This window comes from Enterococcus montenegrensis, assembly GCF_029983095.1.
Taxonomy (GTDB): Bacteria; Bacillota; Bacilli; order Lactobacillales; family Enterococcaceae; genus Enterococcus_C; species Enterococcus_C montenegrensis.
Map to the genome: position 1 here is coordinate 1132954 of NZ_CP120467.1, position 15970 is coordinate 1148923.

A 15970-nucleotide genomic window follows, 5' to 3' on the forward strand; every position below is an offset into this window, starting at 1 on the left:
CCCATGACCAAAGTGTATTTTAATTCATGGTTAGAAGAGTATAAAAAGCCCTTTGGCGCGATTTTGGTTAATGAGTTTATATCCTTTAAGTTTAAAGCAGATGATCCTAACGTCACAGGGGTAACGTTAGTAATAGCCCATGATGGCGGTCAAAGCCATACGATTAAGATGGAAAGTTATGGCACGGCAATTTATCATTTTGATTACTTTTTTAACGAGGGGAAAGGTGTTTATTTTTATTATTTTGAATTACATTATTTAGACGCCAACCACGCAGAATATACCCGATATTATGGTGCAGTAGCAGGAGGCGGCCCAGGAAAGCTGGTCGATCACTTAGAGGAGATAAATGCCTATCAAGTGACCTGTTTTGAAAAAAAAGAAACAGCTCCTAATTGGTATCGTAAAGGCGTTTTTTATCAAATTTTTCCCGACCGTTTTTATAATGGTAATCCCAAGGAGTTAGTAAATAATCCTAAGGCCAATACATTTATTTATGGTAGTAAAGAAGATACTCCGATGTATATTAAAGATGAAAATGGCGATATTGCCCGCTGGGATTTTTTTGGAGGCAACTTTAAAGGAATTAAAGCTAAAATTCCCTACTTAAAAGAATTGGGAATTACAGGGATTTATTTGAATCCGATTTTTGAAGCCAGAAGTAATCATCGTTATGATACGAGTAACTATCTGAATATCGACCCCATTTTAGGAACAGAAGAAGACTTTGCTGATCTTTTGGATGCGTTGCATCAAAATGATATTCATGTCATTTTAGATGGTGTATTTAGCCACGTAGGGCGTAACAGTCTTTACTTTAATTACGACGGCGCTTACGGTATTGATAAAGGAGCATATCGTAATATTCATAGCCAGTATTATCCTTGGTTTACCTTTAATCGCTATCCAGATGAATATAATTCTTGGTGGGGAGTAAAAGATTTACCAGAAATTAATAAAGAGAACAAAGAATTCCAAGATTTTATTTTTGGTTCTGCTGGTGTTTTACAAAAGTGGAATAAATTTGGTATTGACGGCTGGCGCTTAGATGTGGCGGATGAATTGCCAGACGAGTTTATTGCCGGTATTCGAAGCAATTTGGACCAATTTGCGGACAAAGTTTTGTTAGGTGAAGTCTGGGAAGACGCCTCTAATAAAATTTCTTATGGCAAAAGACGCCAATATATTTTAGGAAACCATCTCCAAGGGGTTATGAACTATCCTCTAAGAGAGCAAGCACTAGCTTTTCTTATGGCAGATTGTCGTCCAGAAACTATTGCCAGCCATTTTACAACCTTACAAGAAAATTATCCTCGGGACATTTTTTACAATAGTTTCAATAATATTGGGACCCACGATACGGAGCGAATTTTAACGCAATTAAATGGCGATAAACGAAAACTGTCACTGGCTTTTGCTCTGTTGCATCTTTTTCCGGGTGTCCCTTGTGTCTATTATGGTGATGAAGCTGGTTTAACTGGGGGCAAAGATCCAGATAACCGCAAGTTTTTCCCTTGGGATAATATTGAGGAAGACTGTTATGAAGCTTGTCGTAAATGGATTTCTTTACGGGCAGAAAATCCGGTTATTTACGAGGGAGATTTTTTGCTGTTGTACACAGAACGGATTTTAGGAGTACTGCGTTATGATGCAGAAGACTTTGTTTTGGTCTTTTTTAATCCGACAAACGGGCTTCAAGTTTTGAATGTAGCAGAAATTCAAACATTGCGTCCCTTACCGATTGCTAAAGAACGCTTGCAGGCGATTATTGGGCGTAACAATACGATTCAAGAGGCCGGAACGCTAACTTTTAGTGGTAAGTTGTTTGAATAATTTATCTTTTTGATTAATAAAAATATTCCTGAACAAAATAAAACTGCAAGTAAGCTCCTACAGATAAACTGCGCTTGTGGCAAATTTTGTTCAGGTTTTTTTGTATATTTTTTTAAAACAATTGTTATTCGTGGCGAATTTCGCTAGATTTTGGTACTTTATGGTATGATGAAACAAAGTAGATAAAGGATGAATTAAAATGGGAAAATATACAGATATTAACCGTAAACATTACCGTTTTCCAGCCTATGATGATAATGAAAACGTAAAAATTCAAAAAGAAAAGCGGAATCTCTTTGCTAAAGATCGCAGCTGGCTTTTAACTGATGAGCCAGAAGACAAGGGAACCGCCTTTTATACACCACCTAAAAAAAGTGTTTTAAAAAACACACAGATGCAAGAAGAACGGGCCTTGCGCCGTTCCCGTAAAGCGACTGCTGCAAAACAAGGACATACCTTGGCGCAGCAAGAAGAGCTAAAAAAACATCGGGAAAATTTACCAGACTACAGCAAGAAAATTAAACCTGAAACAGATTTAGCCGGTCGAACTTCTCTTTTTGGGAAAGATTATAAGCGCTCCACCTATAAAGTGAAGAACAAACCGCAAATAACACCTGAAGAAAGTACAATGAAGCGTTATTCTTCAGGGCGTTCTTATTTTGTCCCCAAATATATTCCAGCTTCTTTAATTCCTGATGAGAAAAAAGCAGCTGTGGAGGAAACAGAATTAATCGACTCCTTACACAAAAACAAAGAACAGTATTTGCTGTTTGATCATGAACCGGCTGCTTTTCAAGAAAAAAAAGGTGATGATCCTACTGTTGAAAAATTTCATCATGAAAAAAATTCCGAAAAAGAGGATACAACTGCTAAAGCAGCAGTAAATAAGGAAAAAAAGGGGAAAGTTTTAGAGCGCGATTTAAAAGGCTTAATTGAAGAGGGGCAATCAGAAAGTCGCCGCAGCCCCAGCTATTTTGAAGAGTAAGAGGTTTTGATTAAATGGAAGCATATGATTTACAACTAGAGAAATTGAAAAATGGTGAAATTGAAAAAATTGAAGTGACACAGGAAAATTTTTTCCTTTTTCGCAATGCTTGGGCTAGTCGTGAAGATAAAAAATACTTTGTCGGTGAAGCGCATCATAATGGCGATATTACGTATCATTATGACCCGACTGTTTTGTAGAAATGGGCTAGTGCAAAAGGCTCAGATATCTACTGCGCTAAAAAAAGTTAGGTATTTAGGTCAGTTGTGTTGCAGCAAGTACGGTCTCTTTTGTAATAAATTGGCTAATTAAAAAAATTTATATATATTTTTGATTATTTGCTTTATTTTAAGGCGAAGTATTTAGAAAAGGCTATTTATAAAAAGGACTGTCCAAGGTTTTGTTTTGGTCTTATTTAGCAACTGCAAATAAGTGATTCCATTTCACTTTTTTAAGCGCGATAAAAAGATAAAAGGATACAAATCTTAGAAAAATAAGATTTGTATCCTTTTAAACATACTGGAGTGATGCAGAAGACGGGAGTCGAACCCGCACGAGCTTTACGCCCACAAGACCCTCAATCTTGCTTGTCTGCCAATTCCAACACTTCTGCGAAAACAACAACTTATGATACCTTAGAAAAAAATCCTTTGTCAAGATTAAGATTGAAAAGGAAGGTTAATATGAAAAAATCTGACGGTACGTTTCTTTTGCCTGCAGTTTTGTTGGGGCTTTTAGTTGGCTTAATTTTAGATAAGCTTTTATTGGGAATTTTTCTGGGAATTGTGGCAAGTATCGCTACTGACATTGGTATTAATTCTTGGTGGAAAAAAATTAAAACTTTTGCGAAAAATCACAGGAAAGATTGCTTTTTAAAGGATAAAAAAGTAAAGTAATTAAAAGAATTCAATTAAAAAGGGGCGATGATGATGAAACACTTTGAGAAATCAAATAAATTAGAAGGTGTCAGCTATGACGTGCGCGGTCCGGTGTTGGAAGAGGCCGATCGCATGCAAGAAGAAGGCGTTAGTATTTTAAAACTAAATACTGGTAATCCTGCACCTTTTGGCTTTGAAGCCCCGGATGAAATTGTTCGTGATTTGATTATGAATGTCCGTTCATCAGAAGGCTATTCTGATTCTAAGGGAATTTTTTCGGCACGAAAGGCAATTGAACAATATTGCCAATTAAAGGGATTTCCTAATGTTACGATAAATGATATTTATACTGGCAACGGTGTTAGCGAATTAATTACAATGTGCATGCAAGGCTTGTGTAATGACGGTGATGAAATATTGGTACCCTCCCCAGATTATCCACTGTGGACAGCCTCTGTTTCTCTTGCTGGTGGTAAACCCGTTCATTATATTTGTGATGAAGAAAGTGAATGGTATCCTGATCTTTCGGATATGCGTGCTAAGATTAACAGTAAAACCAAAGCAATTGTAGTCATTAATCCCAATAACCCTACAGGTGCTCTATATCCAAAAGAGATATTAGAAGGTATCGTGGAATTAGCGCGGGAATTTGATTTGATTATTTTTTCAGATGAAATTTACGATCGTTTAGTTATGGATGGTCTAACCCATGTCCCAATTGCAACTTTGGCCCCAGATCGGTTTGTCGTTACTTTAAATGGTCTGTCAAAATCACATCGTGTTGCGGGTTTTCGCGTGGGGTGGATGGTTTTAAGTGGGGATAAAAAAGGTGTGAAAGATTATATTGAAGGGCTAAACATGTTGTCTTCCATGCGCCTGTGTTCTAATGTATTATCCCAACAAATCATTCAAACTGCTCTTGGAGGGTATCAAAGTAGTGATGAATTATTATTGCCGGGTGGTCGAATTTATGAGCAGCGGGAATATATTTACAATGCTTTAAATGATATTCCCGGACTTTCAGCAGTAAAACCAAAAGCTGCCTTTTATATTTTTCCTAAAATTGATATTAAACGGTTCAATATCAAAAATGACGAACAATTTGTTCTGGACTTTTTACATGAACACAAAATTTTATTGGTGCATGGTGGCGGCTTTAACTGGCAAGAGCCCGACCATTTTCGGATTGTCTATTTACCAAAAATGGACGACCTGAAATTTACAGCCGAAAAATTACGAGAGTTTTTAGCAACCTATCAACAAAAATAAAATAAAAAAGAGAATGATAAAATTGTGCCGTTGAAAAGTTTAACTTTTTAACGGGGAACACAATTGTTCATTCTCTTTTTACACATATGTAAAAACAAGTATTGTGGTTATGTAAATGTATTTTTATTCGGTTTGTTAAAGAAGCTCGCAGACTTTTTTACTGATGATAATCCTTTTTGCGTACTTGGTTTCTAATTCTTCGTTTGGATCGGTGACATTGATTAAAAATGAATTTTGATATTCTTTTTCAATCCAGCCATAAAATTTTTCGTCTTGCCAGATAAAGCTAACATTTGATGGTTGTTTCATTCTAAAATCCTCCTTATTTTTTCAATTGTTGCGAAAAAGTTGCTCGTTTTCGGTAGCGCCTTTGCGGGTATTATGTGATAAAATATACAAAAAGGGTAATGCTAATTCGCATAATTGGAGGCAGTTAGAATAATGACAGCAGAAAATGTTTCGTTTGGCCACGTTTTAAAACAAATTCGTAAAGATCGTAAATTAACGCAAAAAATGTTGTCGCAAAATATTTGTTCGCAAAGTGTCTTAAGTCGGATTGAAAATGATGAAGAATTACCAAATGTCTTGGTGATGCAAAATTTGTGCGAACGCTTAGGCGTAACAATCGATCAAGTTATGACGCTCCACTTTGAGGAGATTAGAAAAGTAAATTTACTCTTAGATCAAATGGCCTATCACTTTTTTCATAAAGAGTATATAAAGCTTGCTGCCTTATTAAACCAACCAGCTATTTTAGACCAGTTGTATTTAGACACAGATTTACAGCTCTATTACTATTATCTAGGTAGTTGTGAATACTTTTTGGGTAAAGATTTGGAGTTGGCTTTACAACATTTAAAACACGGTCTTTCTTATACATTTCAAGCAGATAAACATTTTATTGCTTCAAATGAAATTCAATTAATTTCTTGTATCGGTCGCGTGCAAGTGGATTTAGGCCAAAAAAAAGAAGGCGAGTTCAACTTAACCTATAGTATGGAACTCTTTTATACATTGCCAAATGAACGTATCGACTGTCGGCTTGCAAAAGTTTTCTATAATTACGGTCTGTTTTTATATCGAGAAAAGCGTTATGACGAAGCGATGGACGTTGTCAAACGAGGAACGGAAATGGTGCGCAAACAAAAAAGTTATTATTATTTGGAAGAACTTTTCCGCCTTGAGGGCTTGATTTATGAAGCGCAGGGCAAAAATGAGCAATGCGAAAAATATTTCAAAATATCTAGCGCTGTCCAACGGATTACAAATCTGTAAAATGGTGTAGACCTTTCTTGACTTCTGGGAAAAGAAGGAGTAATTTTAAGTTAGTAAATCAAAGGAGCGATTTAAATGCGAACATTTATTTATGCTGACAAGTTTTTCTTAAACTCTGATACCAAATCAGCCGGCTATTTAGAAATTATTGACGGAAAATTTGGTAACTACTATGCTGAACTACCTGAAAAAGATGCGAATATTATTGACCATAGTGGCAAATGGATTGCCCCAGGTTTAGTGGATACACATATTCATGGTTACAAAAACCAAGATGTTATGGACAATAATGCTGAAGGTTTGAAAATCATGTCTGAAGGTTTGTTGGAATGTGGCGTAACTTCTTATTTGCCAACAACTTTAACTTCTACAAAAGAGTTATTAAAAGATGTTGCAAAAACAATTGGCGACACATACCAAGATGTAAAAGGTGCTAAAATTCAAGGGATTTATTTTGAAGGACCATTCTTTACAGAAGAACATAAAGGTGCGCAAAATCCATCTTACTTTGGCGACCCAGATATTGATACTTTCCATGAATGGCAAGAAGCTTCTGGCGGCTTGATTAAAAAAATTGCGTTAGCTCCTGAACGTAAAGGCGTTAGCGAATTTGTTAACCAAGTAACTGAAGAAGGTGTTGTTGTTGCATTGGGTCACAGCAATGCAACGCTAGAAGAAGCAACGGAAGCTGTTGAAGCTGGAGCAAGCGTGTTTGTTCACGCTTATAATGGGATGCGTGGTTTGAATCACCGCGAACCCGGTATGGTTGGTGCGCTACTTAGCCTGCAACATGTATTTTCAGAATTAATTTGTGATGGTCACCATGTTCACCCACAAGCGGCTGAAATTTTAATGGAAAAAGCAGGACATGATCATGTAGCATTAATCACGGACTGCATGATGGCTGGCGGTATGCCAGATGGAAATTATATTTTAGGCGAATTTCCTGTAGTCGTAAAAGATGGTACTGCTCGTATGAAAGAAGGCAATTTAGCCGGTAGTATTTTGAAATTAAAAGAAGCAATCAAAAATGTAGTGGATTGGGAAATTGCCACACCAGAAGAAGCGATTATGATGGCAACTTGGGTTCCAGCTGTCAGCTGTAAAATCGATGACAAATGTGGTTTGATTAAAAAAGGGCGGGATGCAGACTTTATCGTCTTGAATCCCGATATGACATTAGCTGCCACTTATTTAGATGGCACAAAACGCTACGAAGCTTAATTTAAATAGATTTTTTTGACGATAGCCAAAATATTGGTTATCGTCTTTTTTTGTTGCAGGAAATACTTTGCGTTATTTTAAATTTCCGTCAAAGAAAAAATGAAATTCGACAGTTGAATTTTTGTGTAAGAAATATCTTGTGTTAAACTTAAATTAACGAGAATTTTTTTGTGAGGGAGCTAATTTTATGAGTTATATCGAAGTATTTAATGAGGTGAAAAAGTATCAAATGGGCAACACTGAAATCATCGCCAATGATAATATTACCTTCAGTGTTGAAAAGGGTGAAGTTGCTGTTATTTTAGGGCCAAGTGGTGCTGGAAAATCGACAGTTCTAAATATATTGGGAGGAATGGATACTTGTGATAGTGGCCAAGTTACAGTGGACGGCGTAGACATTGCCCGTTTTGATGCCAAACAATTAACCGGTTATCGAAGAAATGACGTGGGTTTTGTCTTCCAGTTTTATAATTTAGTTCCTAACTTGACTGCCAAAGAAAACGTAGAATTAGCATCACAAATTGTAACTGATGCTATGGATGCAGAAGAGGTTTTGCTTAAAGTTGGTTTAGGCAAACGTATGAATAACTTCCCGGCACAATTGTCCGGAGGGGAGCAACAAAGAGTAACGATTGCTCGGGCTTTGGCAAAAAAACCTAAAATCTTGCTTTGTGACGAACCAACTGGGGCATTGGATTATGAAACAGGGAAACAGATTTTGGAAATTTTAAAAGATACAGCAGCGGAATTTCAAACAACGGTAATTATTATTACCCATAATTCTGCTATTGCACCAATGGCCGATCGGGTGATTAAAATTAACGACGCCAAGGTTAGAAGTATCACGCTAAACGAAAACCCACTTTCTGTTGCAGAGATTGCGTGGTGAGGAATAGATGAAAAGTGCTTTGCTCAAAACAAGTTTGAAAGAGATAAAAAATTCACCGGCTCGCTTTTTGTCGATTCTAGGTATCATCTTTTTAGGAACAGCCTTTTTTGTTGGGATTGGTGCAACAGGACCAGACATGATCACCTCTAGTGATAATTATTACGATCAAACGCAATTAGCAGATGCTACCATAATAGCAACATTAGGTCTATCCGATACGGATCTTGATTTAATCAAAGAAGATAGCCAAGTCGCAACCGCAGAACCGGAATATATGCTTGATTTAAATTTAAGCGATAAAAACCAAGTATTGCGATTTTTGGGTTATGATAAAAAACAAAAGCTAAATCAGTATCACATCGTAAAAGGGCGCTTACCCAAACAGTCAGGTGAAATTGCATTAGATGATTTAGCAGACTATCACAAAGACTACCGCATTGGTGACAAATTTACAGTGGCAGTTGATGATGATAAAAAACAACAGCTAAAAAGAAGAGAATTTAAAGTTGTGGGGTTTGTGAATAGCCCGGAATACATTGAAAATATTAAACGTGGGAATACCAATGTTGGCACTGGTACGGTCGATTATTTTGCAGTCGTTGATAAAAGTGACTTGAATCTTAAAGCCTATAGCCGGATTTTGGTGCAATTTAAAGATAGTAAAAAACAGGTGGCCTATTCAAAAACTTATGAAGATACTACGGATAAAGGAATTAAAAGTCTAAAAAGAAAGTTGGCTAAAAGACCACAGTTACGTCTAGTTGAGGTCAAAGAAGAAGCTCAAGTACAATTAAAAGCAGTTCAAGCTGAAATTACAAAAGGCGAGAAAGCTTTAGACACAGGCGAAGATAAACTAAAAGCAGCCAAAGAAAAAATTGACAATGCCAAAAAGGAATTAGCCACCAAAACAAAAGACGGCAAAATAGCCCAAGAAACAGCGGCAAAAAATTTGGCCACAGAAGAAGAGGAACTCCAGCAGCAAAATGAAGAATTAAACCAACAGGAGCAATTGTTAAAAACTGAGCAAGAAAATGTAAGAAAAGCGCGTAAAGCGGCAACTACTGCTCCAGCTTCCCAGGAAAATGATTTGAAAATCAAACAAGTTCAAGCACAAATTACGAGTGGAAATGATTTGAAAAGTCAGTTAGAGCAACTGACGGTTGATGAAGAAGAACTTTCAGATCTGATTAGTGAACAGAAAAGTTCCCTTTTGCAACTGGCAGAATCATTGCAAGCCGACGAGCTGGTTAAAATGATCAACAATTGGGATGAAGAAAATACGACGTCAGCCGATATTACGGCAGCTTTAAAAGAAGTCACCAAACAAGTGAGCGACTTAAAAAATCAGTTAACACAATTGTAAAATAGTCAAACAGACAGCTCTTTTGATCTTCGTGAGATTGAAGAAAAAGAACGGAGCTTAGCCCAAGAAAAAACAAAATTGGAAGAAGCAAAAAAAGCACTGGAACAAGATGCTGAAAAATTGAGCACAACTAAACAAACCCTAGCCAAAGAAAATGAAAAGGCCAAAGAGGATTTGCAAAAGGCTGAAACTCAAATCTCAGATAGCGAAAAAGAATACCAAAAGCAATTGGCAGATTTTCAAGCAGAAACAAGTGCCAATATGCCTAAATTACTAGATGCAGAATTACAATTAAAAAATGAGCAAAAACGTTTAAGTGACCTAAAGCCAGCCGAGTATATTTTTAGTGATCGCAATGATAATCCTGGCTATACAGAATACAAGCAAAATGCCGATCGCATTACCTCGCTAGCGACCGTTTTTCCTCTGATATTTTACTTGATTGCAGCATTGGTTAGTTTGACTACTATGAGTAGAATGGTAGAAGAAAAAAGAGGCGAGATTGGAACTTTTAAAGCGTTAGGGTATCGCAATTATGAAATTGCTTTGAAATTTCTTATTTATTCCTTATTAGCGGGAATTATCGGTTCACTACTGGGGTTATTGGTTGGCTTCAAGTTGTTTCCAAGTATTATTATTGAAGCCTATGGTCAACTTTATAACTTGCCTTCTTTTGTTACACCATGGTATTTAAATTATACGATCATCGGTATTGTCGTTGGTTTGATTTGTACCGTTGGAGTCGCGATGTTGACGGTGCGACTTGATTTAATTGCACCCCCTGCAACTTTGCTGCGTCCTAAAGCACCAAAGGCCGGAAAACGCGTGTGGTTAGAAAATATTAAACCGTTGTGGAAACGCCTGAACTTTAATCAAAAAGTCACACTGCGAAACTTATTTCGGTATAAATTGCGGATGCTGATGACAATTGTCGGGATTGCCGGCTGTACGGCCATGATTGTGACCGGATTTGGTTTGCGGGACTCCATTACCGATATCATCCCTTTGCAATTTGAGAAATTGTGGCATTACCAAGCTGTTGTTTCCTTTAGTGATGATCAGGCAGCAAAAGATCGTTACCAAAAAGATGCCAAACAATTAAATCGCTATCAAGACACGCTGTCAGTTAGCATGGAGACCTTCAACGTTTCCGGTCATGGTAAAACACCGCAAGATGTTAGTGTCTATGTACCGCAAAATGCCAAAGATTTAGACCAGTTCATTTTATTAAATAATCGTCAAAGTAAGCGGGAATACCAATTACAAAACAAGGGTGCTGTAATTAATGAAAAATTGGCGCAACTTTTTGACCTAAAAATTGGGGACACCATTCAATTAAAAGATAACAATAAACAAAGCTATCCAGTTAAAGTCGCGGGAATTGCTGAGAACTATACCGGACATTTTGCTTATTTGAGCCCAGCTTATTATGAACAAGTCTTTCGTAAAAAGCCGGATTACAATGCTGCTTTCTTATTATTTAAAAAGGATTTAACCAGCAGTCAGGAAAAAGACGTAGCCGAAAAGTTGATGGACAATCCTGGTATTGTCAATGTAACTTTTCTATCAGACTCACTAAATGCACTAGATGACACGACCCAAGCGTTGACGATTGTAGTTTGGGTATTGATTATCTCAGCGGGACTTTTGGCCTTCATTGTTTTGTATAACTTAAACAATATCAATATCTCCGAGAGAATTCGCGAGCTTTCAACCATCAAAGTCTTAGGATTTTACGATAATGAATTAACTATGTATATCTATCGGGAAAATATTATTTTAACAATCTTCGGTATTTTACTTGGATTAATCTTAGGTAAAATTGAACACGATTTTGTCTTGAAGACAGTAGAGTTAGATATGGTCATGTTTTCACCAACTATTCAGCCTTTGAGCTATTTGTATGCCAGTCTCATTACAATCTTCTTTACGATAATTGTGGGTATTTTTGTCTATGTTAAGTTAAAAAACGTGGATATGATTGAAGCCTTAAAATCAAATGAATAAAAAAGATCAAGTCCGTTTTGTTTTTTGTCTTAAGAGACAAGCGGACGGATCTTTTTTATTTTTCTTTGTATCCGTTTTCGTTTTGTGTCTTAGGACAGTTTTGTTACAATTAAAGTAATAACAACAAAGGAGGAGAAAAATGTCTTTAAAAGAAGCAGGAATGATTACAATTGTTGCCATGTTATTTGTCTTTTTTATTTTAACGGCATTATGGGGTGCGTTACTTTTATTTAAAAAGATTTTTAAGGAGATGAAAGATGACTGAGATTATACAAAATATGATAGAAACATCGGGTTTTGCCGGCATGACGGGAAAACATTTGATTATGATTTTAATTGCGATTATTTTTTTATACTTGGCGATTTTTAAAGAATATGAGCCTTACTTACTATTACCCATTTCTTTTGGTATTTTATTGGTGAATTTACCTTTTACAGGAATTTTTGCTAGCCCGACAGATGTTGAACCAGGGGGACTTTTGTATTATTTGTATCAAGGAACAAATCTGGGAATTTATCCACCGCTTATCTTTTTATGTTTGGGGGCATCCACTGACTTTGGTCCTTTAATAGCTAATCCCAAAACCCTACTTTTAGGTGCGGCAGCGCAATTTGGAATTTTTGCGGCCTTCTTTGGGGCGATTTTACTCGGTATGACTGGACCAGAAGCGGCAGCAACCGGAATTATAGGTGGTGCAGATGGTCCGACTGCCATTTATTTGACTACCAGATTAGCGCCGCATCTATTGTCTGTGATTGCAATTGCCGCATACTCTTATATGGCGCTAGTACCGTTGATTCAACCGCCAATTATTAATGCCTTAACTACAAAAAAAGAGCGGAAAATTAAAATGCAAATGCAACGGACAGTAACAAAAAAAGAACGGATTGTTTTTCCAATTTTTACCACCATTTTTGTAGCGCTGGTGGTTCCGGCAGCGACGACCTTAATTGGTTGTCTGATGTTGGGTAATTTGATTCGTGAATCACAAGTGGTACCTAAGTTAACTGAAACGCTGCAAAATGCTATGATGTATATTATTACCATTTTGCTAGGGTTAACGGTTGGTGCCAAAGCAGAAGCGGACATTTTTTTATCGTTAGAAACAATCAAAATTATCATTTTAGGATTATTTGCTTTTGCCATTGGAACGGCCGCAGGAATATTATTTGGCAAATTAATGTGTAAACTAACAAAGGGCGAAATAAATCCGATGATAGGTGCAGCCGGTGTCTCAGCAGTGCCGATGGCAGCCAGAGTGGTGCACAAGGAAGGTTTAAAAAATGACCCGACGAATTATTTGTTAATGCATGCCATGGGGCCTAATGTAGCTGGCATTATTGGTTCTGCCGTGGCAGCGGGAACGTTGTTAGCTTATTTTGGTTAAAAAAAGAAGATGGCCATCATTGACCATCTTCTTTTTCATTTCTTTTTTTTATTTCGCTTTGTACTTCTGCAAGCATAAAGTGTAATTTTTCTTCTTTTTTCTTTAATTCCACTAAATCTTCGGCAATCTCTTTTTCTTTTTCGTTGGTCGGTGGCCGCAATATGAAGTTAATCGCTAAGGCAATAAACGTCCCTATAAAGGTGTCCAACACCCGATCAATGGCAAAATAAACCGATTGGCTTTCGGTTACACTTAGCGTAATTAAAAGCATGGTGGCAATTGCTGAAATAATGCCAGAATTATTATTAATTCCATCAGAGACAATAATCACCAAAGCTACAAAAATCGGTAACGCAACCAATTCTACTAAGAAATCATGGTGAAAATATTGTTTGATAAAAAAATAAAGAATTGCGGCAATACCGCCAATTGAATTACCCAAGACGCGAGATTTGCCAAAAGAAACGGTTGTGGTTAAATCTTGACGCAATGAAAAAACAGCAGCTAGCGCGGCAATCAAAGGTTGCCCACGGTCGATAAAATGAAAAAGCAAGATACAAATCATAACTGCTAGTGCTGTTTTCATGGTGCGCATTCCAATTCGAAAACGTCCTAATCGCATTATTTAGCTCCTGTTCTATAATTTTTGCTTTGTAAATAAGATGGTGAAATTTGATTGTTCTTCTATAAATATGATAACGAAAATCCATTAAGATTGCCAGTTTACTGTGAAATCGGTAAACTAAAAGCAAAGGAGGGTCTTATGAAAATTGGATTACGTACGATTAAAACAGTAATTGCTGCCAGTTTTGCGATGTTTTTTGCGCAATTATTAAATTTATTATATGCACCAGCAGCCAGTATTATTGCCGTCTTAAGTGTCGGCAATACCAAAAAAGCTACGCTACTCACCGCTTTTTATCGCGTCGTATCTTTGATTATTGCGACGATTATCGCCTTTTTTATTTTTAATTTATTGGGCTTTAATCCTTTTTCCTTTGGTATTTTTTTATTGCTATTTATTCCAGTTTCCGTTTATTTCAAACTAGATGACGGCATCGTTGTCAATTCGGTTTTAGTTACCCATTACTTAACGGAACAATCTTTTGCGTGGCAAATTATTACTAACGAATTTCTATTAATGAGTTTAGGTGTAGGGCTTGCCTTATTGGCAAATTTGTATATGCCTGATATTGGCAAAAATTTAAAAGAAGAACAGACAATTATTGAGGTGATGTTTAAAAAGCTTTTAGCCCAACTGGCAAGTGGGTTAAATACACCTGCTGCTGCCAAAAAGGCCCAACAAACCTGTGGACAGCTCGTGGCATATTTACACGAAGCACAAATTAAAGCCAAGCGGCATCAGCAAAATCAATGGTTTCAAGAAGACACGACTTTTGCCACCTATTTTACGATGCGGCGTGGGCAAGTATTGATTTTAAGAGACATGATAAACTTATTGGATCAGATTGAAGTCGAAGAAGAATATGTAGCTGACATGCGTTATTTGTTGCAAACAACCGCCAAAACATTTGGGTATGACAATGATGGCCGCGAATTGTTACAGTTAATTGCAGCAATTGGTCGTAACTATGAAGAAAGTCCACTGCCTAAAGACCGTTTAGAATTTGAAAATCGGGCCCGGTTGTTTCAATTTCTGCAATTGTTTACCAGTTTTATTGAAACAAAGGTGGAATTTAGTAGTAAGTTAGAAAATTAAAAAAGAGGGCGCAAAAATTACTTATAAAACACCGCTTATTTGTAAAAGAGAAGGGACTAAAATCAGTCAAGCGCTTTTACGAATAAACGGTGTTCCAAATGTTTTAGGAAAAATGTTCGGTAAGTAGTTTATGTTGCTTTTTAGTTAGTGACTTGTTAAGTACCCGGTTGTAAAACTGTGCTATTTAGCCCAATCTTTTTGCATTTGATCTAAAATAGCAATAACATCATGGGTTAAAAAGAGAGATTTATTGGGTTTGCCTTCAATAGTTGCGGTTAAGTTATCAATTTCATAACCAAAAGCTGCGTTACTGGCACCGCTAATAATAGTTTCTTTGCTGCCGTCTGTATAGGTTAATGTCGCTTTATCTGCTCTAGGATAGTCATTAATTTCCAAATAGCCATTTTCAAAAGCTACAATACCAATTTTGGGCATTTTTGCTTGGAAGGTTAAGCTAACGGTAGCCAATTCATCTTCTTTTGTACGTAAAATGGTCACCGACTGTTCATCGACGCCAGTTGAAAAAGGTACCATAGTAGTTGCAACAACAACTGGTGTGCTAGATAAAAAGTAACGGGCAAAAGAAACCGCATATGTGCCAATATCAAGTAAAGCACCACCGGCTAATGCTGGATTAAAAAAGCGGTTTTTAGGATCGGGTTCTTTGTAGCTGCCAAAAGGTGCTTGAATCATTTTTAATTTGCCTAATTTGTTTTGATCAATTAAGCGTGTTAGTTCATCGTATAATGGCATGTTAAAGATTGTCATTGCTTCTTGTAAGATTAATTTTTTCTCTTCTGCAATTTTCATGACATCTTCTAGTTCAGCTAAGTTCATTGTGATGGCTTTTTCACATAAGACGTGTTTGCCTGCTATTAAAGCTTTTTTGATATAATCATAGTGAGTGGCATTTGGGACCGCAACATAGACAATATCGATATCACTATTGAGCATTTCCTCATACGTGCCGTAACTATTGGCAATTTGATAACGAGTGGCAAATTCTTTTGCTGTTTCTTCTTTACGAGAGGATACAGCGGTAAGGGTACTTTGTTTACCGGTAAAATTTTCCGCAAATTCGTGGGCAATCCCACCAGTACCGGCAATTCCCCATTTGTAATTTTTCATAAAATCAGCTC

Annotated in this window: 16 protein-coding genes and 1 tRNA gene; 13 read left to right on the plus strand and 4 right to left on the minus strand. The window is 36.8% G+C overall.

The features are described from left to right. The first annotated feature begins 3 nt into the window (after positions 1-3). From P3T75_RS05565 to P3T75_RS05575, 3 genes are all read left to right on the plus strand, one after another. Complete coding sequence (locus tag P3T75_RS05565) at positions 4-1833, plus strand: glycoside hydrolase family 13 protein (RefSeq protein WP_282462413.1); 1830 nt, start codon at positions 4-6, stop codon at positions 1831-1833. 199 nt (positions 1834-2032) lie between these two features. Next, a complete protein-coding gene (locus tag P3T75_RS05570; RefSeq protein ID WP_282462414.1) occupies positions 2033-2818 on the plus strand; it encodes a hypothetical protein in 786 nt (261 codons plus the stop codon). 14 nt (positions 2819-2832) lie between these two features. Next, complete coding sequence (locus tag P3T75_RS05575) at positions 2833-3018, plus strand: hypothetical protein (protein WP_206903741.1); 186 nt, start codon at positions 2833-2835, stop codon at positions 3016-3018. A 328-nt stretch (positions 3019-3346) separates the two neighbouring features. Here the strand turns inward: P3T75_RS05575 and P3T75_RS05580 are convergent. Next, positions 3347-3431 (minus strand) — tRNA-Leu (locus P3T75_RS05580). On the opposite strand from P3T75_RS05580, the gene P3T75_RS05585 reads away from it, so the two are divergent. Then, the gene (locus P3T75_RS05585) at positions 3406-3714 is read left to right on the plus strand and encodes a hypothetical protein (protein WP_282462415.1); all 309 of its coding nucleotides are present in this window, start codon (positions 3406-3408) and stop codon (positions 3712-3714) included. The two genes, P3T75_RS05580 and P3T75_RS05585, sit on opposite strands and share 26 nt — an antisense overlap. A gap of 33 nt (positions 3715-3747) precedes the next feature. After that, on the plus strand, positions 3748-4965 hold the full coding sequence (locus P3T75_RS05590; protein WP_206903739.1) for a pyridoxal phosphate-dependent aminotransferase: 1218 nt from the start codon (positions 3748-3750) through the stop codon (positions 4963-4965). A 135-nt stretch (positions 4966-5100) separates the two neighbouring features. On the opposite strand, the gene P3T75_RS05595 is transcribed toward P3T75_RS05590, so the two are convergent. Continuing rightward, positions 5101-5274, minus strand: a complete 174-nt coding sequence (locus P3T75_RS05595) for a DUF2187 domain-containing protein (protein WP_206903738.1) — start codon at positions 5272-5274, stop codon at positions 5101-5103. Positions 5275-5406: 132 nt separating this feature from the next. Between P3T75_RS05595 and P3T75_RS05600 the strand changes: the two genes are divergently transcribed. The 7 genes from P3T75_RS05600 to P3T75_RS05630 all read left to right on the plus strand — a co-directional run bounded on the left by P3T75_RS05600 (position 5407) and on the right by P3T75_RS05630 (position 13111). After that, a complete protein-coding gene (locus P3T75_RS05600) occupies positions 5407-6240 on the plus strand; it encodes a helix-turn-helix domain-containing protein (RefSeq protein ID WP_282462416.1) in 834 nt (277 codons plus the stop codon). 75 nt (positions 6241-6315) lie between these two features. Then, on the plus strand, positions 6316-7464 hold the full coding sequence (gene nagA, locus P3T75_RS05605) for an N-acetylglucosamine-6-phosphate deacetylase (protein ID WP_206903736.1): 1149 nt from the start codon (positions 6316-6318) through the stop codon (positions 7462-7464). 187 nt (positions 7465-7651) lie between these two features. Continuing rightward, on the plus strand, positions 7652-8353 hold the full coding sequence (locus tag P3T75_RS05610; protein WP_206903735.1) for an ABC transporter ATP-binding protein: 702 nt from the start codon (positions 7652-7654) through the stop codon (positions 8351-8353). A 7-nt stretch (positions 8354-8360) separates the two neighbouring features. Then, positions 8361-9716 carry an ABC transporter permease gene (locus tag P3T75_RS05615; RefSeq protein ID WP_282462417.1) on the plus strand — a complete coding sequence of 452 codons (1356 nt, stop codon included), beginning with the start codon at positions 8361-8363 and terminating at the stop codon, positions 9714-9716. A 78-nt stretch (positions 9717-9794) separates the two neighbouring features. Continuing rightward, positions 9795-11723 (plus strand): FtsX-like permease family protein, encoded by a 1929-nt coding sequence (locus tag P3T75_RS05620; RefSeq protein WP_282462418.1) that lies wholly within the window; start codon positions 9795-9797, stop codon positions 11721-11723. 139 nt (positions 11724-11862) lie between these two features. Then, entirely contained in the window at positions 11863-11988 is a 126-nt protein-coding gene (locus P3T75_RS05625) for an OadG family protein (RefSeq protein WP_206903733.1), read from the plus strand. Further along, positions 11981-13111, plus strand: a complete 1131-nt coding sequence (locus P3T75_RS05630; RefSeq protein WP_230710545.1) for a sodium ion-translocating decarboxylase subunit beta — start codon at positions 11981-11983, stop codon at positions 13109-13111. Before P3T75_RS05625 ends, P3T75_RS05630 begins: the two co-directional genes overlap by 8 nt. 16 nt (positions 13112-13127) lie before the next feature. Here P3T75_RS05630 and P3T75_RS05635 read toward each other — a convergent pair whose 3' ends face one another. Beyond that, positions 13128-13733: an FUSC family protein gene (locus P3T75_RS05635; protein ID WP_206903731.1), complete on the minus strand. Its 606-nt coding sequence runs from the start codon at positions 13731-13733 to the stop codon at positions 13128-13130. 141 nt (positions 13734-13874) lie between these two features. Between P3T75_RS05635 and P3T75_RS05640 the strand changes: the two genes are divergently transcribed. Beyond that, positions 13875-14831 carry an aromatic acid exporter family protein gene (locus P3T75_RS05640; RefSeq protein WP_282462419.1) on the plus strand — a complete coding sequence of 319 codons (957 nt, stop codon included), beginning with the start codon at positions 13875-13877 and terminating at the stop codon, positions 14829-14831. 180 nt (positions 14832-15011) lie between these two features. Here the strand turns inward: P3T75_RS05640 and P3T75_RS05645 are convergent, their stop codons facing one another. Next, complete coding sequence (locus P3T75_RS05645) at positions 15012-15959, minus strand: Gfo/Idh/MocA family protein (protein WP_206903729.1); 948 nt, start codon at positions 15957-15959, stop codon at positions 15012-15014. Positions 15960-15970 lie beyond the last annotated feature (11 nt).

What these genes read in the sequence shown, in the direction of transcription:
- P3T75_RS05565 (WP_282462413.1), top strand. Translation starts at nt 4, where the DNA reads ATGACCAAAGTGTATTTTAATTCATGGTTAGAAGAGTATAAAAAGCCC.
- P3T75_RS05570 (WP_282462414.1), top strand. Translation starts at nt 2,033, where the DNA reads ATGGGAAAATATACAGATATTAACCGTAAACATTACCGTTTTCCAGCC.
- P3T75_RS05575 (WP_206903741.1), top strand. Translation starts at nt 2,833, where the DNA reads ATGGAAGCATATGATTTACAACTAGAGAAATTGAAAAATGGTGAAATT.
- P3T75_RS05590 (WP_206903739.1), top strand. Translation starts at nt 3,748, where the DNA reads ATGAAACACTTTGAGAAATCAAATAAATTAGAAGGTGTCAGCTATGAC.
- P3T75_RS05595 (WP_206903738.1), bottom strand. Translation starts at nt 5,274, where the DNA reads ATGAAACAACCATCAAATGTTAGCTTTATCTGGCAAGACGAAAAATTT.
- P3T75_RS05600 (WP_282462416.1), top strand. Translation starts at nt 5,407, where the DNA reads ATGACAGCAGAAAATGTTTCGTTTGGCCACGTTTTAAAACAAATTCGT.
- nagA (WP_206903736.1), top strand. Translation starts at nt 6,316, where the DNA reads ATGCGAACATTTATTTATGCTGACAAGTTTTTCTTAAACTCTGATACC.
- P3T75_RS05610 (WP_206903735.1), top strand. Translation starts at nt 7,652, where the DNA reads ATGAGTTATATCGAAGTATTTAATGAGGTGAAAAAGTATCAAATGGGC.
- P3T75_RS05615 (WP_282462417.1), top strand. Translation starts at nt 8,361, where the DNA reads ATGAAAAGTGCTTTGCTCAAAACAAGTTTGAAAGAGATAAAAAATTCA.
- P3T75_RS05625 (WP_206903733.1), top strand. Translation starts at nt 11,863, where the DNA reads ATGTCTTTAAAAGAAGCAGGAATGATTACAATTGTTGCCATGTTATTT.
- P3T75_RS05630 (WP_230710545.1), top strand. Translation starts at nt 11,981, where the DNA reads ATGACTGAGATTATACAAAATATGATAGAAACATCGGGTTTTGCCGGC.
- P3T75_RS05635 (WP_206903731.1), bottom strand. Translation starts at nt 13,733, where the DNA reads ATGCGATTAGGACGTTTTCGAATTGGAATGCGCACCATGAAAACAGCA.
- P3T75_RS05640 (WP_282462419.1), top strand. Translation starts at nt 13,875, where the DNA reads ATGAAAATTGGATTACGTACGATTAAAACAGTAATTGCTGCCAGTTTT.
- P3T75_RS05645 (WP_206903729.1), bottom strand. Translation starts at nt 15,959, where the DNA reads ATGAAAAATTACAAATGGGGAATTGCCGGTACTGGTGGGATTGCCCAC.